The organism is Kocuria sp. p3-SID1428 (genome assembly GCF_025149945.1).
In the GTDB taxonomy this organism is placed as follows: Bacteria; Actinomycetota; Actinomycetes; order Actinomycetales; family Micrococcaceae; genus Kocuria.
The window spans coordinates 33946-56292 of record NZ_JALXVH010000013.1 but is presented as its reverse complement, the minus strand read 5'-3'; the positions used below and the strand labels follow the sequence as shown (position 1 = coordinate 56292).

The 22347-nt window shown below is 70.9% G+C and carries 21 protein-coding genes; 9 read left to right on the top strand and 12 right to left on the bottom strand.

Features of this window, described 5'->3' with window-relative positions:
• The 4 genes from M3E84_RS04690 to M3E84_RS04675 all read right to left on the bottom strand — a co-directional run.
• The coding region (locus M3E84_RS04690; RefSeq protein WP_259894875.1) for an MDR family MFS transporter at nucleotides 1-1439 on the bottom strand (1439 nt) is incomplete at its 3' end.
• Between the two features lie 276 nt (nucleotides 1440-1715).
• On the bottom strand, nucleotides 1716-2285 hold the full coding sequence (locus M3E84_RS04685; protein ID WP_259894874.1) for a Dps family protein: 570 nt from the start codon (nucleotides 2283-2285) through the stop codon (nucleotides 1716-1718).
• 207 nt (nucleotides 2286-2492) lie between these two features.
• Nucleotides 2493-4955: an MMPL family transporter gene (locus M3E84_RS04680; protein ID WP_259894872.1), complete on the bottom strand. Its 2463-nt coding sequence runs from the start codon at nucleotides 4953-4955 to the stop codon at nucleotides 2493-2495.
• 83 nt (nucleotides 4956-5038) lie between these two features.
• Nucleotides 5039-5713 (bottom strand): TetR/AcrR family transcriptional regulator, encoded by a 675-nt coding sequence (locus M3E84_RS04675; protein ID WP_259894870.1) that lies wholly within the window; start codon nucleotides 5711-5713, stop codon nucleotides 5039-5041.
• A 111-nt stretch (nucleotides 5714-5824) separates the two neighbouring features.
• Between M3E84_RS04675 and M3E84_RS04670 the strand changes: the two genes are divergently transcribed.
• The gene (locus M3E84_RS04670) at nucleotides 5825-7243 is read left to right on the top strand and encodes an amino acid permease (RefSeq protein ID WP_259894868.1); all 1419 of its coding nucleotides are present in this window, start codon (nucleotides 5825-5827) and stop codon (nucleotides 7241-7243) included.
• Nucleotides 7244-7406: 163 nt separating this feature from the next.
• Here M3E84_RS04670 and M3E84_RS04665 read toward each other — a convergent pair whose 3' ends face one another.
• Entirely contained in the window at nucleotides 7407-8405 is a 999-nt protein-coding gene (locus M3E84_RS04665; protein WP_259894866.1) for a PRC and DUF2382 domain-containing protein, read from the bottom strand.
• Nucleotides 8406-8686: 281 nt separating this feature from the next.
• Between M3E84_RS04665 and M3E84_RS04660 the strand changes: the two genes are divergently transcribed.
• Together M3E84_RS04660 and M3E84_RS04655 are read left to right on the top strand one after the other, a co-directional pair.
• Nucleotides 8687-9256, top strand: a complete 570-nt coding sequence (locus M3E84_RS04660; protein WP_259894865.1) for a hypothetical protein — start codon at nucleotides 8687-8689, stop codon at nucleotides 9254-9256.
• Between the two features lie 34 nt (nucleotides 9257-9290).
• Nucleotides 9291-9605, top strand: a complete 315-nt coding sequence (locus tag M3E84_RS04655) for a hypothetical protein (protein ID WP_259894864.1) — start codon at nucleotides 9291-9293, stop codon at nucleotides 9603-9605.
• 43 nt (nucleotides 9606-9648) lie between these two features.
• Here M3E84_RS04655 and M3E84_RS04650 read toward each other — a convergent pair whose 3' ends face one another.
• From M3E84_RS04650 to M3E84_RS04640, 3 genes are all read right to left on the bottom strand, one after another.
• On the bottom strand, nucleotides 9649-11109 hold the full coding sequence (locus M3E84_RS04650; RefSeq protein WP_259894880.1) for an NYN domain-containing protein: 1461 nt from the start codon (nucleotides 11107-11109) through the stop codon (nucleotides 9649-9651).
• 80 nt (nucleotides 11110-11189) lie between these two features.
• Nucleotides 11190-11552 (bottom strand): 5-carboxymethyl-2-hydroxymuconate Delta-isomerase, encoded by a 363-nt coding sequence (locus M3E84_RS04645; RefSeq protein ID WP_259894863.1) that lies wholly within the window; start codon nucleotides 11550-11552, stop codon nucleotides 11190-11192.
• Nucleotides 11553-11622: 70 nt separating this feature from the next.
• The gene (locus M3E84_RS04640; protein WP_259894861.1) at nucleotides 11623-13353 is read right to left on the bottom strand and encodes a glycoside hydrolase family 13 protein; all 1731 of its coding nucleotides are present in this window, start codon (nucleotides 13351-13353) and stop codon (nucleotides 11623-11625) included.
• Between the two features lie 303 nt (nucleotides 13354-13656).
• Here M3E84_RS04640 and M3E84_RS04635 point away from each other — a divergent pair, with 303 nt between their 5' ends.
• The 4 genes from M3E84_RS04635 to M3E84_RS04620 all read left to right on the top strand — a co-directional run bounded on the left by M3E84_RS04635 (nucleotide 13657) and on the right by M3E84_RS04620 (nucleotide 16163).
• Entirely contained in the window at nucleotides 13657-14277 is a 621-nt protein-coding gene (locus M3E84_RS04635; RefSeq protein WP_259894860.1) for a LysM domain-containing protein, read from the top strand.
• 126 nt (nucleotides 14278-14403) lie between these two features.
• Nucleotides 14404-15018, top strand: coding sequence for a DinB family protein (locus M3E84_RS04630; RefSeq protein ID WP_259894858.1), 615 nt, complete (start codon nucleotides 14404-14406; stop codon nucleotides 15016-15018).
• Nucleotides 15015-15143 (top strand): hypothetical protein, encoded by a 129-nt coding sequence (locus M3E84_RS04625; RefSeq protein WP_259894856.1) that lies wholly within the window; start codon nucleotides 15015-15017, stop codon nucleotides 15141-15143. Before M3E84_RS04630 ends, M3E84_RS04625 begins: the two co-directional genes overlap by 4 nt.
• A 69-nt stretch (nucleotides 15144-15212) precedes the next feature.
• Complete coding sequence (locus M3E84_RS04620; protein ID WP_259894855.1) at nucleotides 15213-16163, top strand: VOC family protein; 951 nt, start codon at nucleotides 15213-15215, stop codon at nucleotides 16161-16163.
• Here M3E84_RS04620 and M3E84_RS04615 read toward each other — a convergent pair.
• The gene (locus M3E84_RS04615) at nucleotides 16094-17155 is read right to left on the bottom strand and encodes a hypothetical protein (RefSeq protein WP_259894853.1); all 1062 of its coding nucleotides are present in this window, start codon (nucleotides 17153-17155) and stop codon (nucleotides 16094-16096) included. The two genes, M3E84_RS04620 and M3E84_RS04615, sit on opposite strands and share 70 nt — an antisense overlap.
• A gap of 149 nt (nucleotides 17156-17304) precedes the next feature.
• Between M3E84_RS04615 and M3E84_RS04610 the strand changes: the two genes are divergently transcribed.
• Nucleotides 17305-17613 (top strand): 4a-hydroxytetrahydrobiopterin dehydratase, encoded by a 309-nt coding sequence (locus tag M3E84_RS04610; protein WP_259894852.1) that lies wholly within the window; start codon nucleotides 17305-17307, stop codon nucleotides 17611-17613.
• A gap of 14 nt (nucleotides 17614-17627) precedes the next feature.
• On the opposite strand, the gene M3E84_RS04605 is transcribed toward M3E84_RS04610, so the two are convergent.
• Together M3E84_RS04605 and M3E84_RS04600 are read right to left on the bottom strand one after the other, a co-directional pair.
• Nucleotides 17628-18368: a response regulator transcription factor gene (locus tag M3E84_RS04605; RefSeq protein WP_259894850.1), complete on the bottom strand. Its 741-nt coding sequence runs from the start codon at nucleotides 18366-18368 to the stop codon at nucleotides 17628-17630.
• The gene (locus M3E84_RS04600) at nucleotides 18356-19705 is read right to left on the bottom strand and encodes a sensor histidine kinase (RefSeq protein WP_259894848.1); all 1350 of its coding nucleotides are present in this window, start codon (nucleotides 19703-19705) and stop codon (nucleotides 18356-18358) included. Before M3E84_RS04600 ends, M3E84_RS04605 begins: the two co-directional genes overlap by 13 nt.
• A gap of 195 nt (nucleotides 19706-19900) precedes the next feature.
• Between M3E84_RS04600 and M3E84_RS04595 the strand changes: the two genes are divergently transcribed.
• Nucleotides 19901-21835, top strand: a complete 1935-nt coding sequence (locus M3E84_RS04595) for a BCCT family transporter (protein WP_259894847.1) — start codon at nucleotides 19901-19903, stop codon at nucleotides 21833-21835.
• A gap of 47 nt (nucleotides 21836-21882) precedes the next feature.
• Here M3E84_RS04595 and M3E84_RS04590 read toward each other — a convergent pair whose 3' ends face one another.
• Nucleotides 21883-22209: a hypothetical protein gene (locus tag M3E84_RS04590; RefSeq protein ID WP_259894879.1), complete on the bottom strand. Its 327-nt coding sequence runs from the start codon at nucleotides 22207-22209 to the stop codon at nucleotides 21883-21885.
• Nucleotides 22210-22347: the final 138 nt, after the last annotated feature.

Here is a 22347-nt window from a genome sequence, read left to right as displayed (position 1 = left end):
CCCGCGGGGCTCGCCGGCTTGCGCGGGACGACGAACGAGAGCGCCAGCGCCACCAGGGCGATCCCGAAGCCCACCAGGAAGGCCACATGGACGCCGTGCGCCGTGGCCTCCAGCTCCGACTCCCCTCCCCGGACGGCGGCCAGGGTGCCCACGGACATCAGCGTGATGAACAGGGCGCCGCCGGCCGCGCCGGCCACCTGCTGCAGGGTGTTCAGCAGCGCCGAGCCGTGCGAGTAGAGCGGCTGCGGCAGGCTGCCCAGGGCGGAGGTCATCAGCGGCGTGATCAGCAGGGCCAGGCCGCAGGAGATGATCACGTGGGCCATCACGACGGTCCACAGCGGGGTCTCCAGCGCGAGCCGGCTCAGCGTGAACATGCCGAGGCTGAGCAGGATCGTCCCCGGGATGACCAGGACCCGCGCGCCGTGGCGGTCGTAGAGCCGTCCGACGAACGGGGAGAGCAGGCCCATGATCAGACCGCCCGGCAGCATGACCAGCCCAGTGGTCAGCGTGGAGTGGCCCTGCACCGACTGCAGGTAGATGGGCAGGAGGATGATCATCCCGAACAGGCCGCCGAAGGACACGATCATCAGCCCGAGCGAGATCGTGTAGACGCGATAGGTGAACGGGCGCAGGTCCAGCAGGGCGCGGTCCTCGCGCTGCAGCGAGCGCTGGCGCAGCACGAACAGCACCAGCGCGATCACGCCGACGACGAAGGACGGCACCGCCGGGATGGCCGCGTCCGAGGCGCCGATGCCGTTGAGCCCCATGACCAGCCCGCCGAAGCCCAGCACGGACAGCGGCACCGAGATCAGGTCCAGGCCCACTCGGCGCTGCTCCCCCATGGCGGGCATGAGCCATGCACCCAGAGCCAGGGCGGCCAGCGCGATCGGGAGCATGATCGCGAACAGCCACCGCCAGCTCAGCGAGTCCAGGATCAGCCCGGAGATCGTGGGCCCCACGGCCGGGGCCACCGAGATCACCACGGAGATCAGGCCCATCACGGAGCCGCGGCGCTCGACCGGGATCACGTTGAGCACGGTGGTCATCAGCAGCGGCAGCATCAGCGCGGTGCCGCAGGCCTGGATCACGCGCCCGACCATGAGCACGGGGAATCCGGGGGCCAGCATGGCCAGCAGGGTGCCCAGGGTGAACAGGACCATGGCGGCCATGAACACCCGGCGGTGGGCGAAGCGCTGGAGCACGAAACCGGTCGTGGGGATGACCACGGCCATCGTGAGCATGAAGCCGGTGGTCAGCCACTGCGCGGTGGGCGCGGGGATGTCGAGCTCCTCCATGAGATCGGGCAGCGCGACGGAGAGCACGGTCTCGTTGAGGATCACCACGAACGCGGCGGTGATCAGGATGACCAGCAGCGTGCGCACGCGCGCGGGCTCGAGGTCGGGCTGCGCGGGCCGGGGCTCTTCGACAGGGTGCGGCACAGGGATCCTCCAAGGCGGCTGGGCGGGGGTTCTCGACGTCCCGGGCCGGTGAGAGCGCACAGGGATGCCGGAGCACGCTACATGCCCCGGGATGCTGTGCGCACGCAGTGTGAGGGGCGTCCCACTGCGGGCCGCCCGTCCCGGCCGCCCGAGGACCGATGCGCGCCACCCACCCATGAGCAGGGCCCCGACGACCGGGGTCATCGGGGCCCTGCGCTGGACCTGCTCCTCAGCACCGCCGGGAGCGGGTCGAGGGGGCGGGTCGGATCAGCTCGCTCAGCCGTTGCCGACGGCGCGCTGGGCGGCGTCGTTCTCGGAGGTCGCGCCGCGGGTGGCGAGATCGCCCTCGTCGTTCTCCAGGTGGGCGCGCACGAACCACTGGAAGGCCTCGAGGCCGCCGGTCTGGCTGATCAGCAGGTCCTCGGTGATCGGGTCGAGCTCGCCGACCTCGTCGATGGCCTTGCGGTGGGACTCGATGACTCCGCTGTAGACCAGATCGAGGGCGCCGAGGTGCTCCAGCACACCGGCCCGGCCCACGGAGTAGTCGTCCCAGGTGCGGCCCTGCACCAGCGAGCTGGCGCGGCCGTCCGGGGAGTAGCCCAGTGCGGCGATGCGCTCGGCGATGGCGTCGACGGCCGCGCGGACCTCGTCGACCTGGGGATCCAGCATCTCGTGGACTCCGATGAAGTTGCGGCCCACAACGTTCCAGTGCGCGTGCTTGAGCACGAGCTGAAGGTCGTTGAGGGCCCACAGGCGGTCCTGCAGGATCGTCGCGATGCGGTTGCCCTGCTCGGGGGTCAGTCCGGGCAGGGTGTACTTGGCGTTGTTCGGGAATGCCTCAGCCATGGTTCTGCTCCTTCCGTCGCCATCAGCCTGCGCTCCGCGTCTGGCGGAGCCCGATCGATCTGATCAGTCGGCGGATGTCTCCATACCTTCATGATGGCACCCTTCGGGTGCGTTATCCAGAGCTGTTCACGATAAGCGAGAAGCAGGACGAGCGGCGCCCGGGTCCCCTCGCGGGGGCCCGGGGCGCCGCTCATCCGAGGGCCCGGCTCACTCGGCTGCGTGCCTGCCCCGCGAGGACCGGGAGGATCCGGCCAGCGCCTGCTCCTCCTCGGCGGCGACCACCTCCCGGGCCAGCCGCTCGTCGCGCGACGCCGAGGCCTCGGCCTGGGGCTTGCCCTGCTGCAGGGACTCGCCCTCCACATCCACGTTCGGCAGGATGCGATCCAGCCAGCGCGGGAACCACCAGGCCTTCTCCCCCAGCAGCGTCATCAGCGCCGGGATGATCGTCATGCGGACCAGGAAGGCGTCGAACAGCACGCCCGCGGCCAGACCGAATCCCATGGGCCGGATCATCGCCATGTGGGAGAAGATGAAGCCCGCGAAGACCGAGGTCATGATGATCGCCGCCGCGGTCACCACGGCCCGGCCGCCCACCATGCCGCGGACCACTGCGGTCCGCGCCGGATAGCCGTGGACATGGGCCTCTCGCATGCCGGTGACCAGGAACAGCTGGTAGTCCATCGCCAGGCCGAACAGGATGCCGACCATCAGCGTGGGAAGGAAGCTGAGCACCGGCCCGGGCTCGGTGACGTTGAACAGCCAGCTCAGCCAGCCCCACTGGTACACGGCCACGACCGCTCCGAAGGCCGCCAGCAGGGACAGCAGGAAGCCCAGCGAGGCGATCACGGGCACCAGGATCGAGCGGAACACCAGGATCAGCAGGACCATCGAGATCGCCACGACGACCGCCAGGTAGACGGGCAGCGCATCGGAGAGGACCTGCGAGACATCGATGTTGGCCGCCGTCGTGCCGGCCACGCCGATCGTCGGATCGCCGGCCGCCTCCACGTTGCCGGACAGGCCGCGGATGTCGTCCACGAGGGTCTCGGTCGCCTCATCGGACGGCCCGCTCTCGGGCACGACCTGCAGCAGCGCCATTCCGGAGTCCACATCGATCGGTGTGGGGACCACGGAGGCGACGTCGTCGAGCTCGGAGACCTCCTGGCCGACGGCCAGCTGCAGCTCCTGCGCCTCCTGCTCGGTGGCGTCCTCGGGCAGATCGGCCACGACCGTCATGGGGCCGTTCTTGCCGGCCCCGAACTCCTCAGCCACCGTCGTGTACGCCGCGTACTGCGTCGAGTCCTGGGGCTCGGTGGAGCCGTCGGGCAGGCCCAGGCGCATGGACCCCATGGGGATCGCCAGGATCGCCAGCGCAGCCACGGCCGCCAGCAGCACCGGCAGCGGGCGACGCACAGCCAGGGGCGTCTTGACGTGCTCGGCCTCATCGACCATGACATCGCGCTGCGACTTGGGCAGCAGGCGCTTGCCCACCAGGCCCAGCAGGGCGGGCGTGAGGGTCAGCGTGATCAGCACGGCCACCAGAACCGCGAGCGCGGCGACCCCGCCCATGAGCGCCAGGAAGGGGATGCCGGTGACGGACAGGCCGATCAGCGCGATCATCACGGTCATGCCTGCGAAGGTCACGGCCGAGCCGGCCGTGCCGGTGGCCAGGCCGATCGCCTCAATGACCTCGGTGCCCCGACGCAGCTCGGTGCGGTAGCGGTTGAGCAGGAACAGGGAGTAGTCGATGCCCACGGCCAGGCCCAGCATCACGCCGAGCATCGGGGTCACGGAGGCCATCTGCACCTGTCCAGACAGCGACAGCGCCAGCATGGTGGAGAAACCCACGCCCACGAACGCAGTCAGCACCGGCAGGGCCGCGCCCACCGCGGTGCGCAGCATGATCAGCAGGACGATGATCGCCACGACCACGCCGACGATCTCGCCGACGCCCATGATCTCGGTGGTCTGGGCGATCTCGGTCGAGTAGTCCATCTGCACGCCCTCGACCGGGTGGTCGTCGAGAGCCGCCATCAGATCGTCCTTGGTGGACTGCTCGATGGACATCTGGTCCTCGTCGAAGTTCACGGTGGCGACCGCGGTGGACCCCTCGGGCGACACGAAGCCGTAGTCGCCCATCATGTCCATGGTGTCCTGGCCGACCTGCAGCTGCTGCTCCTGCTGCGTGACCGACTCGGCGGTGGTGCCCTCGGGCAGCATGCCGGCCTGCACGGCAGCATCGAGACGGCCGCTGTCACGCAGCTCGATCAGCTGGGGCAGCTGCTCGGCGCCCTGCTCGACCTGGTCGCGCTGTTCGTCGAGATCCGCCTGGGCGTCGAACGGGTTCATGGCCGAGGCCATGCCGTCCACGTCCGCCGCGGCATCCAGAGCCTCGCCGATCTCGGTCTTCTGCTCATCCGTGAACTCCGAGCCGTCCTCGGTGCTGTAGACGACCGTTCCCATGCCCTGATTGGCCTCGGGCAGCTCGTCGGCCAGACGGTCGGCCAGCTGCTGGGTCTCGGTGCCCGGGATCTCGAAGGAGTTGGACAGGGTCCCGCTGAACGCGGCGAAGGCCCCGCCGGCGAGGCCCAGCAGGACGAGCCAGGTGATGATCGCCACCCAGGCGCGGGTGGCTGCCCCGCGTCCCAGGCGGTAGAGGAACTTGGCCACTGGCGTGGCTCCCTTCAGGAGGTCGGTTCCGAGCAGCTGGAGCCACCCGGGGATTCGAGGAATGCGAGGAGATTCGGTGCAGGTCAGTGCTCGGAACGGGCGAACCCGGTCTCGAGCCGCGTCAGCGAGCGGTCGAGCAGGAAGGCCCAGGCCCGGCGATTCTCGTCGGTGAGCGTCTGATCGGTGGTCTCCGTCCACTGCTTCATGCTCGCGGACATCGCGGCCACGGCCATCTCCACGAGCAGGCGCACCTCCCAGAGCTCACCGCTCTCCATCCGCTCTCGGAGGGACTCGATGCATTCGCGCACGATGCCCTCCATGAGCCCGATCATCCAGACCTCGTCGCTGCGCAGCCGCTCAGGACTCGACTGCTGCCGGTCCCGCTCCATGGAGGCCAGCAGCACGATGGACGGATGCACGGGCGTGAGGATGTCGACCGAGCGCAGCGCGGCGGTGAAGGCAGCGCAGGCCTCCGACAGCGATGCGAACGGCTCGGTGCCCAGAGCGCTCCGGACCTGCTCGTAGAGCTGATCGAGGTTGCCCGCGAACGACGCGAAGATCGCCTCGTCCACGGAGGAGAAGTGGTTGAAGATGGTGCGCCGAGAGACGCCCGCGCGTTCGGCGAGCGCCTCGACCGTGAATCCGTTGATCCCGTGCTCCGCCGTGAGCTGCGCGGCAGCATCGACGACGGCGCGGCGGTTGCGCCACTTGGTCGCCTCGCGCTTGTCGCTCGGGGGAGTCAGGCAGTTCAGATTCACGCCGTCAGCATAGGACGGTATTTGCACACCGTGCAACGTTGCACGCTGTGCAATGAGTCACCCGGTGCGCCCCGTCCGCCACGGCCCCGCGCCGATGCTAGGTTCACCCGCATGAGCTCTCCCTCCCCCCGCGCGGACGCGCCGGACAGCCCCACCGCTCCCGCCGGATCCTCGAGCCTCGGCGCCGGGATGAAGGGCCGTCATCTGGTGATGATGAGCCTCGGCTCGGCCATCGGCGCCGGGCTGTTCGTGGGCTCGGGCGCAGGCATCAACACCGCCGGGCCTGCCGTGCTGCTGTCCTACGTGATCGCCGGACTCGTGGTGATCGTCATGATGCGCAGCCTGGGGGAGCTCTCGGCAGCGCAGCCCTCCTCGGGTGCCTTCTCCGTCTACACGGCCCGAGCGCTCGGCCCGGCCGCCGGGTTCACGGTCGGATGGCTGTGGTGGCTGCAGCTGTGCCTGGTGATCGCCGCCGAGTCCACGGCCGCCGCCCAGCTGCTCAACGGCCTGTGGCCCGTCTTCCCCCAGTGGGTGCTGGCCCTCGTGTTCATGATCGCCTTCACGGCGGTCAACATGCTCGGCGTGGGCAAGTTCGGCGAGTTCGAGTTCTGGTTCTCCATGGTCAAGGTCGGCGCCGTGGTGGCCTTCCTGATCGTGGGCATCGTCTTCCTGCTCGGCGGCACACCGGCGGATTCCCCGGGCCTGAGCAATCTGAGCGACCACGGCGGCTTCTTCCCCATGGGCCTGGGCGGGGTGGCCGCGGGCCTGCTCGTGGTGGCCTTCGCCTTCGGCGGCATCGAGATCGTGGCCGTGGCCGCCGCCGAGACCGAGAACCCCGCGCAGAACATCCGCCGCGCGGTGCGCACCATCGTGTGGCGCATCCTGATCTTCTACATGGGCTCGGTCGCGCTCATGGTGATGGCTCTGCCGTGGGACTCGGAGGAACTGCTGGCCTCGCCGTTCGTGGCCACCCTGGACGCCGCCGGGCTGCCGGGGCTGGGCGCCGTGCTGGGCGTGATCATCGTGGTCGCCCTGCTGTCGTCGCTGAACGCGAACCTCTACGGCGCCTCCCGCATGGTCTACTCGCTGTCCGAGCGCGGCCTGGCGCCGGCGGCCCTGCACCAGGTCGACGGCCGCCGCGTCCCCCTGCTGGCCGTACTCGCCTCGGTAGCCCTGGGCTTCGTGGGCGTGCTGCTGAACTACCTGTGGGCCGAGGCCGTGCTGGGCATCCTGCTCAACATCGTGGGCTCCACGCTGATCGTCACGTGGGTGGCCACGATCGTCTCGCACCTGATCCTGCGCCGCCGCGCCGAGCGCGACGGGACCCCCATGCCTGTGAAGGGCCGCGGCTTCCCCTTCGTCAACTACCTGGCGCTGGCCATCATCGCGGCCATCGTCGTGCTGGGCATGGGTGTGCCGGATGTGCGCTTCCAGCTGCTGGCCACCGGCGCCCTCGTAGTCGTGCTGTGGGTCATCGGCGCGGCCCTGGCTCGCCGCAATCCCGAGCTGGCCACCGCAGACCGGGTCTGAGGGCCCTCCCGCCCGAGAGCACCACCAGCGCAAGGCGCACCGTGGCTCGGGCATGTGAAAGGGGCGCCTCGCCCACCCATGGTGCGAGACGCCCCTTCGGCTCGGCCGCGTCACCGGAGGATCCCGCGGCAGAGGTGATCCGGGTCAGCGGACCCGGACCGGATCAGACGCGGTCGTCGCGACCGTCCGCGCCGTTGCGGCCGTCGACATCGCGGCCGTCGGCGCCACGGGCGTCGGCGTCGCGCTCGATGTCGACCTCTTCACGGGCGACATCCGTCTGGACCTGCTCCTGATCCTGGACGACGTTCTTGTCCAGGCCCACGCGCTCCTTGGCCACAACGTCCTTCTCGACGACCGGGCGCTCCTCGGAGAGGCTCACCTCGACGTCCTCGTCGGACAGGCGGCCGCCGTGCTCGCCGTCGGCGATCGGCTCGCGGACGATCTCGACCTCCTCGCGCTCCACGGGGACGGTCACCGTCTCGGTGTCGTGCACGATGTGCTTGCGCAGGCGGGCACGGCCGGTCTGGACGCGCTCGGTGCCGACATTGACCTCCTCCTCGTGGCGGACCACGGAGTCGGCCTCATGGCCGCGGGCGGTACCCGCAGCTGCGCCATCCTCGCGGTGACGGGCATCGCCGTCGCGGAGGTCGCCGTCACGGCGATCGTCGGCGAGGGGGCCGTCGGCCGCGTCATCGCGGTGGCGGGCATCGCCGTCGCGAAGGTCGTCGCGGCGGTCGCCGGTGTTCGCAGTGCCAGCGGCACCGGCGGCGGTGCCGGCGGCGCCCGCAGCGGCGGCATCACGGCCGTCGACGCTGCCCTCGCGGCCGTCGCGCACCTGGTCGCCGCCGCCTGCCTGGAGGCCGTAGTAGCGGTAGAGATCGTCCTCCTGGGACTCATCCACGTGGGAGTCCGCGTCGAGGTTCGGAGCGTCCTTGATGAAGGCCTTGGTGTACGGGACGCGCAGGTCCTCGCCGTCGAGCGTGGCCTCATCCAGCGGGATGAAGGTCTCGCTGCCGCCGAAGAGACCGGTATTGACCGTGACCCAGTTCGGCTGACCGGTGGCGTCGTCCAGGTAGACCTGACCGACCTTGCCGACCTTGTCGCCGTCCTGATCGACGACGGTGCTGCGCTGCAGGTCCTCGATGCTGATGCTGTTCGCCATGCCGTGCTCCTTAAGTCAAGTGTCGTGCACGTCCCCGCATCGATCTCCTGAATCGATGCAGGGCCCGGCCGGCGGATCATCCCTTGTCGAAAGGTCTCCATCGGCCCGGGGGCAGCCTGCCTGCGTAAACCCTAAGCAGGGTTGTCATCCGTGTGCATCGATTTTTCCGAGGAATTCGCTTCGCACCGTCACGAAGTTCGCTGATGATCTGCTGAGAGCCGCGTCACAGATCTGGACGGCTCCGACCGACCCGAGTAAAGGCCGATGGCTACCCTGGTGCCATGAGTCGGACAGATGCCCCGCATGGCGGCGAGCCGGAGAAGGCAGGCGCCATCGAGCGAGCCACGGGGACCTCGTGGCCGGAGTGGCGGCGGATCATGGCGGACGGCGGTGCCGCGGACGCCGATCACGCCGGCCTGGCCCGGATCGCGCACGATGCCATGGACGAGCGCCTGGAGAATCCGGGCTGGTGGGCGCAGTCCGTGGCCGTGGCCTACGAGCAGGACACGGGCCGCCGTGTGAAGGGCCAGGCCTCGGACGGCAGCTTCCAGGTCTCCGCGACCCGCACGCTTCCCGGGACCATGGATGAGGTCTTCGATGCCTGGCTGGCCCGAGCCCAGGAGCTCACCGAGATCGATGGCACGGAGATCGTCGACGGCCCCCGGGAGACCGGCACGCCCAAGCGGCGCCACTGGCGGATCGGCCTTGCCGACGGCACGCGCGCCGTCGTGTCCGCGGAGGGCAAGGGCGAGGGCAGGGCGTTCCTGACAGCCACACACACCAAGCTGCCCTCCGCCGAGCAGCTCGAGCGCTGGCGGACGGTCTGGAAGGACCAGCTCGCCGGCCTATGAGTCCACGGCAGCCGGCCGTCAAGAAGGAGAGCACATGCACGAACCAGCATCCGAGAACCGCAGCAGCCGCTCCCGGGCGTCGGGATCCCGCCCCGGGTCCGCGGCGATCGCGGCCGTCCTGGCGGTGGTCCTGGGCATCGCGACGATCCTCAGCCCCGCCGCGAACCTGCTCCTGCTCATCGGCTGCGCGGCGGCCTTCGGCGCGGGCATCGGGCTGCTCCTGGACCCGCCCCTGCGCGGCTCGCTGCCCAAGGACAGGGCGGCCCTGCGGATCCTGCTGGGTGTCACGGCCGCCGGCGTGCTGCTGGTGGTCCTGCTTCCGGTCCTGAGCCGCACCGGCCTCTGGTGAGACCCCGCTCCGATGCCTCACAGGGCATCGGAGGGGGAAGGGCTCAGTCCAGGCCGATCCAGTCGGCCAGCGCCCGGGTGTCCTTGACGCTGGCGTTGAAGCCCACGCGGCGGGCCTGCTCCACGATCGAGGCATGCACGGCGCTGCGCATCACGTCCTTGCTCGGCTGGTCGTCGCCGGCCAGATCGATGCCGGCGTCGGTGCAGCCGCGGATCGCGTAGAGCAGGTCCTCGCGGGAGATCTGATGATGGCCGAGCTGCTTGGCCCGCTGCTGGCACCACGTGGTGGCCTCGGAGAGGCTGAAGCCCTCGGCGGTGCGCGAGTACTCCTCCAGCACGGTGAACACGGCGTTCCACTGCTTGCGCGACAGCCGCGGCGCCTTGGCCACCGTGCAGAACCGGCCGACCGGCTCCGGGACGCGCACCTGGTGCTGCGCCTTGGACTCCACGGTCGAGTTCACGGTCTCGTCGCCGCGGCGCCCGCTGGAGGACGACGACTCGCCCTTGGGCGCTTTGTGCCGAGTGTCGTCCCAGACGCAGCGGTCATCGAAGCGCGCGTGCGGCAGCCCGACCCGCTCCAGTGCCTTCTTGAAGGAGCCCGCGCCGAACCAGCGGCTGGCCTTGAGGCCGTCGCCGAGCTCCTCCAGCGCCAGTCGGGACAGGTGCGTGTAGGTCAGCGGCGCGGTCGAACGGCGGTAGGCCCGCGTCACGAACGTGCGGAAGTCCTCCCAGTCCGCGCCCTGCGACCTCTCGCCGCCGGAATCGCGCGCCTCGCGCTCCGGGAGCAGGCGGGGCTCGTCGTCGTCCTCGTCGTCGTAGTCGACCTCAAGGTCGTCGTCCTCGTCGAGCACTGCGGGGTCATCGCCGTCCCAGTCCTCGGAGTCGTCATCCTGCGGGGTCTCTGCGTCCGCCTCCTCCTCGGCCTGCTCGGCGCCCTCCGTGGCCGCGAGCAGATCGAAGATGTCCTGCTCGTCGAGGTACTCGTCCGCCAGGGCCTCGTAGGCGATCGCGGTCGAGCCGGTGGCGATCACGCAGGTGCGCAGATCGGCGGCGCGCAGGACCTGCAGCAGCGGCGTGAAGTCCGAATCCGACGACGCCAGGACGAACTCCTCGAACAGGGCCCCCTGGTTCAGCGCGGCCATGACGTCCACGACGATGCGGATGTCCGCGCCGTTCTTGGCCTGCTTGGTCAGCGCGGGGCAGTCCACGACCTCGATGCCGGCCTGGGTGAAGTACGGGCGGAAAGCATCGAAGCGGATGCGCTGCCCGGGTTCGGTGGGATGCGGGACGCTGCCGCCCGGGTTCAGGTAGCAGCGCAGCTGCAGCCAGCGCCGCGAGGGGGCGCCATCCGGATGCGTCAGCCCCTCGATCCACACCTGCGGGCGCTCGGCGATGCGCACGGCGGCCTGCGGGTCGGAGCGCAGGAGCCCGCCGAAGAAGTTGTCGAAGTCGATGTACAGGGCAGAGCGGCGCTGGTCCACAGGTGCCTCCGGGGGGTTGGTCATCACTCGAGCACCCTACGCGGCGACGACGACGGCGCAGGCCCGCATGCCGTCCCGGAGGGAGGGCATGCGGGCCTGCGACCTCAGCCCAGACTCTGCTTCACGTAGCTCTCGCGCACCATCTCCACGACCTCGACGGAGACGCTGCCCGCCGGCCCCTCCGGCACGGCCCCGGCGATCGCCTCCAGGATCGCCTCCGCGGTGCGCGTCTTCAGCTCCTGGCTGCGGCCGGGCAGGATGCGCAGCTGGACGGCCACGAAGCCCGTGCCGTCGTGGGGGTGGTCCACGGCGAAGTCCTCGAGCACGCGCGCCCGGGCCTTGGCGGCGGTCATGTCGTACTCGCCGATCACCTGCAGGGCGCCGAGCCCCGCCCGGATCAGCTCCTGGGCGTCGTAGCCCGGTGCGGCGGCGATGTCTGCGGTGGTCTCGATGATCAGGTGCGGCATGAGGTGAGCATGCCACCGGGGCCCGGCGCCGGACCAGAGCTGCCGCGCCGGTGCGGCGCCCGGCAGGTGCTCAGCCGCGGCGGATCCAGGCGGTGGACCTCCCGCCCAGGCGACCGTCCTCCAGCGGGGCGCTGGTCAGCAGGACCTCGCCCTCGGGCAGGTCCACGGGCTCGGAACCGAAGTTCGTCACGGACTCCCAGCCGCCGGGGCGCGCCAGGTGAAGGACGTCGTCGGCGTCCTGGCCGCCCCACTCGAGCACCTCATCGCCCTGCAGCTGCCTGCGCAGGCTCAGCGCCTGGCGGTACAGCGACAGGAACGACTCCGGGTCCTGAGCCTCCTGGGCGGCCGCGTACCGGGAGAACCACTCCGGCTGCGGCAGGTGGGGCGTGCCGCCGAAGCCGTAGTGCGGCTGCTCGGCATCCCACGGCAGCGGGACCCGGCAGCCGTCGCGGCCCTGGTCCACCCCGGGGTTGCGGAAGAAGGAGGGGTCCTGGCGCTCGTGCTCGGCGATCTCCACGACCTCGTGCAGTCCGAGCTCCTCGCCCTGGTAGAGGTAGGCCGATCCGGGCAGGGCCAGCAGGAGCATGACAGCCGCACGCGCCCGGCGCTCCCCGAGCTCGCGGTCGAGCAGCGGCACGCCGTCCTCCAGCAGCAGCCACTGCTGCGAGGCGACCTTGAGGTTCTCGCCGCCTGCGGAGTTGCGCGGGAACTCGCCCAGGGCCTGACGCAGCCCGTCGAGGTCCAGCCCGTAGCGCGTGGCGTGGCGGACGACGTCGTGGTTGGACAGCACCCAGGTGCTCGAGGCCCCCGAACGTGCGGCCTCCGCCAGGTTCTTGCGGATGGCGCGGCGGAACTCGGAGGCGTCGAACGGGACCTCCAGCAGGTCGAAGCTGAAGGCCTGACCGAGCCCCTCCGAGCTGGCGTAGCGGGCCAGACGGTCCGGGTGGACCCAGGCCTCGGCCACGGCGGTGCGGGGAGGGTCGTACTCGTCGAAGACCTGGCGCCACTCGCGGTAGATCTCGTGGACCTCGTCGCGGTCCCAGAAGGGGTGGGCCCCCAGGGACTCGAACTCGTCCGGCAGCTCGGCGCTGGCCGGCAGCTGCTCCGGCAGGTCCTTGGCCAGTCCGTGGGCAACGTCGATCCGGAAGCCGTCCACCCCGCGGTCCGACCAGAAGCGCAGCGTGGTCAGGAACTCCTGGTGCACCTCCGGGTTGGACCAGTCGAAGTCCGGCTGCTCGCTGGCGAACAGGTGCAGGTACCACTGCCCCGGTGTGCCGTCCGGCTCGGTGACGCGCGTCCAGGCCGGGCCGCCGAAAATGGAGGTCCAGTCCGCCGGCGGCAGCTCGCCGTGCTCGCCGCGGCCCTCCCGGAAGATGTAGCGGGCGCGCTCGGGACTGCCCGGTTCCGCGGCCAGCGCCTCCTGGAACCACACGTGCTGATCCGAGCTGTGGTTGGGCACGATGTCGACGACGACCTTGATCTGCCGCTCGTGCAGAGCCGCCACGAGCTCGTCGAAGTCCTCGAGGGTGCCCAGGCGGGGGTCGACGTCGCGGTAGTCGGCGACGTCGTAGCCGCCGTCGGCCAGCTCCGAGGGATAGAACGGGCTCAGCCACACGGCGTCCACGCCCAGATCCCGCAGGTAGTCCGCGCGGCGGGTCACACCGCGCAGGTCCCCCAGGCCGTCGCCGTCGGCGTCCTGGAAGCTGCGCGGATAGACCTGGTAGACGACCGCCTGCCGCCACCAGTCCGGCGAGCTCCAGAGGGGGTTCGGCTGCGGCGCCTCGGAGGCGGGGATGCTCACGGGATATCTCCTTCTGCAGGGGACGCGCGCGGATGCGCTGAGATCGGACGACGACGGGCCCGCACGCGGACCCGAGGCGCAATCCCACCAGGCTATCGAGGCTCCACGACTGTCCGGGAACAGCGACGCGCACGGGCAGAGGAACATGCCCGGGAAACCATGGTGTGGCCCCCATCACCGATCAGGCCTACTCTGGACCTCGGACCGACAGTCCGACGCCTGGAGAGCCGCGTGCCGCCATCAGCGCAGGCCACGGTGCTCTTGCGGGTGGCGACAGGCACGATCTCATCGAAAGGCACCCCCATGGCTCTCCAGTTCCCCGAGAAGAAGCATCTGCGCCTCGCTCCCCTGGGCCTCCTGCTGGCCACCGGGCTCACGCTGTCCGCCTGCGGCGGCGGTGACGATGCCTCCTCCGACTCGTCCGCCTCCGAGTCCGGCTCCTCCGAGTCCGGCTCGGCGGCCTCGGGCGGGGCCTCCGACAGCGCGTCGAGCGGCGCCTCCGCCGGCGCCGAGGGCGATGCAGCCGCCGGCGGGGCCGCAGGCGCTGAAGGCGGCGGCGACGCGGCGGCCAGCGGCGAAGGTGCCGCTGGCGGCGACGCGGCTGCCGGTGAGGGTGCCGGCGCTGAGGGCGACGCTGCAGCCGGAGGCGCTGCCGGCGCCGAGGGCGGCGCAGGCGCTGAGGGCGGTGCCGCGGCGGGTGCGGCCGATCCGTACAACGGCGGCGTGCCGGAGTCCGTCGGCGTCCCCCCCGGTGCGGCCCCGTCGATCCAGCCCGGCCCGTACACGGTCGCCCAGGGCGACACGCTGGGCTACATCTCGACCCTGTCGGGCATCACGGTCGCTGACATCGCGGCGGCCAACGGCCTCTCGAACGTCGACCAGCTCGAGGTCGGTCAGACGATCACCATCCCCGAGGCCGGCTGATCACCAGCTGAGCCGACTCGTTCGACGGGCCTCCCTCTCACGAGTGGGAGGCCCGTCCTTCTGCTGGTGCGCCGAACCCACGGCATCTCCTGGTCATCACGGTTCCAGCCTGCCTACGGTCAGGACATGAGCACTCACAGCACCACCCCGACCCCTCCCGACACCGTCGACTGGGCCTTCGTGACCGAGGGCCCCTGCGCCGAGTGCGGCTTCGCCCCGGGACGGCGCGATCTCTCCGCCGCCGAGACCCTGCGCGCCTCCGCCGCCTCGTGGCAGGAGACGATCGAGCGCGGCGACGTCCGCGAGCGCCCGTCGCCGGAGGTCTGGTCGCCGCTGGAGTACGCCGCGCACACCCGCGATGTGGTGGGGCTGTTCCACGAGCGGATCTCGCTGCTGCTCGAGCAGGACGATCCGCAGTTCGGCTCCTGGGACGGGGAGCAGACTGCCGTGGACTCCGACTATGCAGCCCAGGACCCGGCCGTCGTCGCGGCCGAGTACGCGCGGGCCGCCGATGAGACGGCAGCCCTGCTGGACGGCCTGGACGATCAGCAGCTCACCCGCACGGGCTCCCGGGCCGACGGCCGCCCCTTCACCGTGGCCGGGCTGATCGACTACCTCCTGCACGAGGTGCGCCACCACCTGCACGACGTCGGTATCCAGGCGCCTCGCGAGGGCGTCCAGGAGGCCGCTGCGGAGGCCGCCGAGCAGGCCCACGATCAGGACGCAGGAGCGTCGCAGTGACCGCGCCCCTGCGCGAGCTCGTGCGCGCGCTGCTGGACGCCGGTACGCTCGAACGCGCGGGCGCCTCCGTGCCCGAGCAGCCGCCCATGGGCGGCTTCCGCGCCGTCCCGGGCACCCTGAGCTGAGGACGCCCCGGCGCCCGCGCCGTCACCGGCACCGCCGGTGCGCGCCCGTCGTCGTGGAACGAGGACCCCATGCCCGCCGTGCAGACCGATCTCTGGTTCGACACCCAGGCCCTCGAGGCCGCCGAGTACTGGACCTCACTGGTCCCCGGCTCGCGGATCCTGGAGGTGTTCCACGACCACGGCGGCAACCCGTACAGCGCAGGCGACGGCTCCGTCCTCTACGTGGTCTTCGAACTGGGCGGCCAGCGCTACGGCGCCGTCAACGGCGGCCCGCACTTCGAGCTCGACGAGACCGTCTCCATCTCGCTGATGTGCGATGACCAGGCCGAGGTCGACCGGTACTGGGAGGAGCTGACCCGCGAGGGCAGCGAGTCCATGTGCGGGTGGTGCAAGGACCGCTACGGCATGAGCTGGCAGATCGTCCCGCGGGAGATGATGCGCCTGCAGGCCGACTCCGACCCCGTCGCCGCGCGGCGCTCTACGCAGGCCATGCTGGCCATGCACCGACTGGACGTGGAGACTCTGCGCCGCATCGCGCTGCGCACCGAGGACGAGGACCGGATGCCCGCACCGGCACCCGAGCAGGGACGGGTGCCGAACCACCTCGAGGGCGCCGTGCGCATCGGGGCTCCGGCGGACAAGCTCTGGGAGCTGATCTCACGCCCGGGGTGGTGGGTCAACGACGGCCGGATCCGCGATCACGAGATCACCTCGGACGGCGACCGCCACACGGTGACCGACCCCGTGCACGGCACCTTCGCGCTCACGGTCGAGGACAGGCTCGACGGCGAGTTCATCGCCTACCGCTGGGAGGGCTTCGAGGGCTCCGACGATCCCCGCACCCTCACGCAGTTCTGGGTCGACCCCCTGGACGACGGTTCGTGCATGGTCCGGATGCTGGAATCCGGCTTCCGCGACGGCGGGGCCTCCGAAGCCGCGCTGCGGCCGACCTACGACGACCAGGCAGGCGGCTGGTGCCTGGAGCTGCGAGCGCTGCGCTCGGCCCTCGACGGCTCCTGATCCTCGGTCGGCGCTGACGCGGCGTCGGCGCCCGGCAGCGCAGAGGGGCGGTCGGCCTCCGTCGTCGCCTCGTCGCCGGAGGACGGCGTCCGGTGGTCTGCGGCCGTCGCAGGTGACGACGGCTGAGCCTGCCAGTCGCGGCGCGTGCGCCGAGTCCACCGAGCTGTGCGCAGCGCTCCCACGGCCACCGCGATGCCGATCAGCAGCGGCACCCACACCTTGGAGTACTCCAGCAGGAAGCCGACCCACTCGGGCAGCTCGAGGCTGGGCCAGCGGATCGACGGGAGGTCGATCTCCGGCCAGGGGATGCGGGGCAGGCTGATCTGCGGCCACGGGATGCCGAGGTCGGGCAGCAGCCGGCCCAGGAAGCTCCACACCGGATCGAGCAGACGAAGGATCAGCGGCAGCAGCACGATGCCCGCGATCGCCGCCCCCGCTCGCCCCAGCCCCTCCATGAGCGGGTAGACCGCGCGCTTCCAGGGCGAGGCGTCCATGGCCGCCTGGCGACGAGCGGCCCACGATCCTTCCGGCGGTGCGAACCCGGCCACCTGGCTGCCGTCCTTGAAGCGGATGTGGGCGACCCGGGTCCCGCCGCCGACCGCCTTGACCACGATGCGGGGGTCGGCGAACGAGTGCAGCAGGGACTCGGCCTCCGGGGCCGGCGCCTGGTCGGGCTGCTCGTCGGAGGATCCGGTGCGGGCGTCGTCGACCTCCGGGTGCACGGCCACGCGATGCGATCCGAGCTGCGAGGCCCGTGCGAGCACGCGGGTCCCGCGGAAGAACACGCAGCCCTTCCGAGGGCCCTCCATGTCGTCGCTGCGGAACTGCGGATCGACCTCGGTGAGCTGAGCCCGATTGCCCACCGCCACGCTGAACGGCCCGAGCTGCGGGTGCTGCAGGCGCCAGATCTCCGGCTGAGGCCGCCCCGGCGCAGGCTGCACGACGTCCTGCGGGGCCTGAGTCCCGTCCTGGTTCTGCTGCTCTCTCGTCATGCTCCAGAAGCTACTGAGGACGACCATCTCCGGTCATCGGCCCCCAGGACGACTTCGGGCGCTCATCCTTCCGGAGGGGTCCTGGGCCTCTCTTCGCCGCGGATCATCAGCCCCTGTCCGAATGCTCCTCGCCGTCCTACGCTGGGCGCATGGATCACAGCACCGGACAGCTCACCGACCAGGAGATCGCCGAGGCTCAGCTCGCCGACTGGAGCGTGGAGGACGGCGTGCTGCGCGCGTCGTTCGACACCGGCGACTTCCTCAGCGGCCTCAAGTTCGTCACCGCGCTGGCGGAGATCGCGGAGGAGGCCGGACATCACCCCGACGTCCTGCTGACCTACCCCTCCGTGCAGCTCTCGCTGATCAGCCACGACGTCGAGGCCATCACGCAGAAGGACGTCAACATGGCGCGGCGGCTCTCGGAGCTCGCCGAGCAGCTCGGCGTCTCCGCCGCCTGAGACCCCCGGTCGCCTCAGGCGCCCAGCACGCGAATGGCCACCTGCACGCGATTGGTGACCTCGAGCTTGGCGAAGATGCTGGCCACGTGCGTCTTGACCGTGGTGATCGACAGGAACATCTCCTCGGCGATCTCCGAGTTCGTCAGCCCCCGGGCCACGGCCTCGGCGATCTCGCGCTCCCGGGCGCTCAGGACGTCCAGCCCCGGTCCGGACCCGACCTCGGGACGGGATGCAGCGCCCTGCGACGAGGACTGCTCCCCGTCCGAGACGGACACGGAGCCCGGCCTCGCCTCAGGGGCGCCGAGCTGCCTGCCCTGCGCCGTGGCCACGGCGATCAGCCGCGAGAGCACCTGCGAAGAGACCGTGGAGCGGCCGGCGGCCGTCGCCTGGACGGCTTCCACGAGCTGGCGCGGCGGGGTGTCCTTGAGCATGAAGCCAAGTGCTCCGGCCTCGAGGGCGTCCAGGATGAACGAGTCGGTGTCGAAGGCCGTGAGCATCAGAACCTCCGGCGGCTGCGGCAGTGCGCGCACGAGCCGGCAGCCGTCGATCCCGTCGACGCGGGGCATGCGGATGTCCATGAGGACCACGTCCGGGGCCAGCTCAGCAGCCAGCTCGGCGGCCTCCCCGCCGTCGCCGGCCTCGCCCACGACCTGGAGGTTCTCAGCGCCGTCCAGCAGCAGCTTCAGACCGGCCCGCATGAGGGACTCGTCGTCGACCAGCAGGATGCGGACGGGATCGCGGTCTAGCTGCGGCATGGGATGCACGCCTCCAATCGGAACAGGGTCTCGGTGCGCTCAGTGCTGATGGTGCCACCCAGGCCGCGAGCGCGCTCGTCGAGGCCCACCAGGCCGAAGCCGCTGGGCTCCGGATGCGCGTGAGCCACCAGCGGATTGCTGACGACCAGCGACACCGCCTGAGGAAGCCGCCACCACCGCACGGTCAACGGAGCCCCGGGCGCGTGCTTCACCGCGTTGGTCAGCGCCTCCTGCAGGATCCGGTAGAGCGTGCGCGCGGCGGTGTCGGGGAGGTCGTGCGCGTCGAAATCCTCCTGGCCGATCACCTCGATGCGGGCACCTGCCGCGCGGAACTGCTCGAGCAGCTCCGACACGGAGCGCAGACCCGGCTCGGGGCGGGTGTCCCCGGGATCGTCGCGCAGGATGTCGAGCACGGTGCGCAGCTCCGCGGAGGCGGTGGCCGCGGTCTGCTGCACCAGCCGGGCGGTCGAGCGGACCGTCTCGCGGTCCAGGTCCTCGCGGTAGTCCAGCGCGCCTGCGTACGTGCTGATCAGCGCCAGGCGGTGGGAGAGGGTGTCGTGCATCTCGCGGGCGATCCGCGTGCGCTCCTGGGCCCGGGACTGCTCGGAACGGGCGTGCTCCTCGCGCACCAGGGCGGCCGCCTCGCGGCGGGCCGTCAGGGCCTCCGCCTCCAGCGCGCGGATGCGACGGCGGCGGGACCAGCGGTACATGCCGATCAGCACGGGCACCAGCAGCATCACGGCCGAGATCCCGCACACCAGCAGCGCGTCGATCCAGGTCTCGGCCGAGTCCAGGACGAAGTACCCGACGATGCTCGAGACCACGGTGACTGCATAGATCAGCACCGCCCACGATCGGCGCCCGCGTGAGGCGATCGAGATCATGCTGACCAGCGAAGCCGCCCAGGCCGAGGCCGAGATGGACACGAGCCCCCCGATGACCAGGGCAGCGATCAGCGCGGAACGGGGTTCGGGCCGGTCCACCAGCTCGGAGGGATCGGCCGTGGAGTCGGCGAACGCCTGCGTGTCGGCCACGCCGTGGCGCAGTGCCGCAGGAAGCAGGCCCACGGCGACCAGCCCCAGGACCACGTCCAGGATCGACAGCAGGACCACCGGCCGCCCGGGGCCGTACACGTCGAAGACATCGAGCGGATCACCCTGGGTCAGCACCACGAGCAGGATCAGTCCCCAGGCCAACGGCCCGAGCACGAAGGCCAGCAGCGTGAGGATCGAGGTGAACCACGGGCGCTGCAGCCTGCGCGATCCACGGAGGCGACGGGGCTGCTCGTGCGCTGGAGAGGCCCACGGGGAGGTGATCGGGGACGGCACGTCTGACATGCGTCTCAGCGTAGGAGCGGGCACCCGTCGGGTCGCCGTCCCGGAGCATGAATCACGGCTCGTACCTTCCGATGAGGGTCCCACCGGAGGCTGCTCGCGAGCGGAATCACACCGGGGACGCTCCGTCGTCGGTATACGGTGGAGCGCTCACCGGCCCCCTCGGGCCACTCCTTCCACCGAAACCCGAGCTCTCCTATGCCCTCCTCCCGTCCGGCTTCCGAACAGGCTCCCGATTCCGGCGATGCCGAGTACCCCCACGGCACCCACCCGGGGCTCGTCCCCGGTGTGGCCGTCGACGAGCAGCGGGTGCGCTACCGCACCGACAAGATCACCTTCGGCGTGGCCGGGGGGCTCATCGTGGCGTTCATCCTGTGGGGCGCGCTGTCCACGGATTCCCTGACCACGGCCTCCACAAGCGCCCTGAGCTTCACCGTGACCTACGGCGGCTGGATCTTCACCGCGCTGGCGGCCGTCGTCCTGCTGTTCCTGCTGTTCATCGGCTTCTCGCGCTTCGGGCGCATCCCGCTCGGCAAGGACGGGGAGGCCCCCGCCTACTCCATGCGCTCCTGGATCGCGATGCTCTTCGCGGCCGGCATGGGCGTGGGCCTGATCTTCTTCGGCGCCTACGAGCCGGTGACGTACTACATGACGCCGCCTCCGGGGCGCGCGGAACCCGAGTCGCTGCAGGCCATGCACTCGGCCATGGCGCAGACGATCTTCCACTGGGGGCTGCAGGCCTGGGCGATCTACGCCATGGTCGGCGCGGCCATGGGCTATGCCGCCTACCGCCGCGGGCGTCCGCTGCTGATCTCGGCGATCTTCGGCCAGAGCGCGCCGGGCAGCGTCTGGGGACGGCTGATCGACGCGTTCGCCGTGATCGGCATCCTCTTCGCGACGGCAGCTTCCCTGGGCCTGGGCACCCTGCAGATCGGCCGCGGCATGGAGGTCGTGGCGGGCATCGGCCCGGTGTCCAACGCCGCCCTGATCGGGATCATCGCCGTGCTCACCGCGTGCTTCCTCATCTCGGCAGTCTCCGGGATCGCCAAGGGCATCCGAGTGCTGTCGAACGTCAACATGGTCCTGGCCGCCGCCGTGGCGTTCTTCCTGTTCGTGGTCGGACCCACGGTCTTCCTGCTGAACTTCATACCCTCCGTGGTGGCCACGTACTTCGGCGAGATGTTCGACATGCTCGCGATGTCCGCCTCCAAGGGCGAGGACGCCGAGGAGTTCATGCGCTACTGGACCCTGTTCTACTGGGCCTGGTGGGTCTCGTGGGCGCCGTTCGTGGGCGCGTTCGTCGCCCAGATCTCGCGCGGGCGCACCCTGCGGCAGTACGTGACCGTGGTCCTGCTGGCGCCCACGGCCATCTGCGTGCTGGCCTTCTCGATCTTCGGAGGCACCGCGATCTGGCTGCAGCGGTCGGGGACGGACATCGCCGGAGCGGGCTCCCCGGAGAACATGCTCTTCCAGATGCTCGACGCCCTGCCGATGACGCAGATCAGCTCGGCTGCTGTGATGATCCTGCTCGCGATCTTCTTCATCACCTCGGCCGACTCGGCCTCCGTGGTCATGGCCTCGATGTCCCAGCGCGGCAATCCGGTGCCCACCAAGCCCGTCGTGGCCTTCTGGGCGCTGGCCCTGGCCGGGGTGTCCTCCGTAATGCTGCTCGTGGGCGGAGCCGATGCGCTGCAGGGTCTGCAGGATCTCGTGACGGTGGCGGCGCTCCCGTTCGCCGTGATCCTGGTGTGCATCATGCCCGCGTTCTTCCGGCTGCTGTCGACCGATCCCATGATGCTGCGCGTCCAGTACGCGCGCGTGGCGATCGACGACGCCATGCGCGCCGGCATGTCCGAGCACGGCGACGACTTCGCGCTGGCCGTCAAGCACGAGACCGAGGGCTCCTCGGCCGGGCGCGACTTCGACTCGGCCTCCCCCGAGTACACCGAGTGGTACCGGCGCACGGATGAGAACGGCGAGCCGGCCGACTACGACTACGAGAAGGACCGCTGGGCCGACGAGGCCACCGGCGAGATGTCCTCCGTGGAGGCCTCCGCCGAGTCCGGCTCCGAGACGCGGTCCGAGGCCGAGCACGACGAGCCTGGTCGCGACCCGGCTCCCTGGACGCGCTGAGCCTGCGTCTCCCGCACGAGGATGCCTGCTGGACGCGCCGCGCCGCTTCAGTCGCGGGCGATGGCCACCGCCGAGCGGATCAGCGGGATCTGCAGCGGGAGCCGCCCGATCGCGACGGCCTGCGCCGGCCAGGGCTTGTCCCGCCAGTCGAGCGCCATCTTGAGGTTGCCCGGCCAGACGCCCACGAGCAGGGCGGCGGAAGCGGCCCCGCCGAGCCGTCGTGTGCGCGGCATGGCCAGCAGCCCGGCGACGCCGAGCTCGGCGACGCCCGACCACACCGCCCACTGCCGCGGTGTGCCGGGCAGAGCCTCGGGGATGATCCGCTCGTAGACCCCGGGAACTGCCAGATGCAGCATGCCCGTGACGGCATACATGCGCGCCTGGCGGCGGGCCAGGGCGTCGGCGCGGCGCCGGCGCTGCGCGGGGGTGGCCTTCGGCTGATCGGATCTCGTCATGGATCCATCCTGACTCACGGCTCGGACAGCGCCGCCGCATCCGTCGTCGAGGGGACC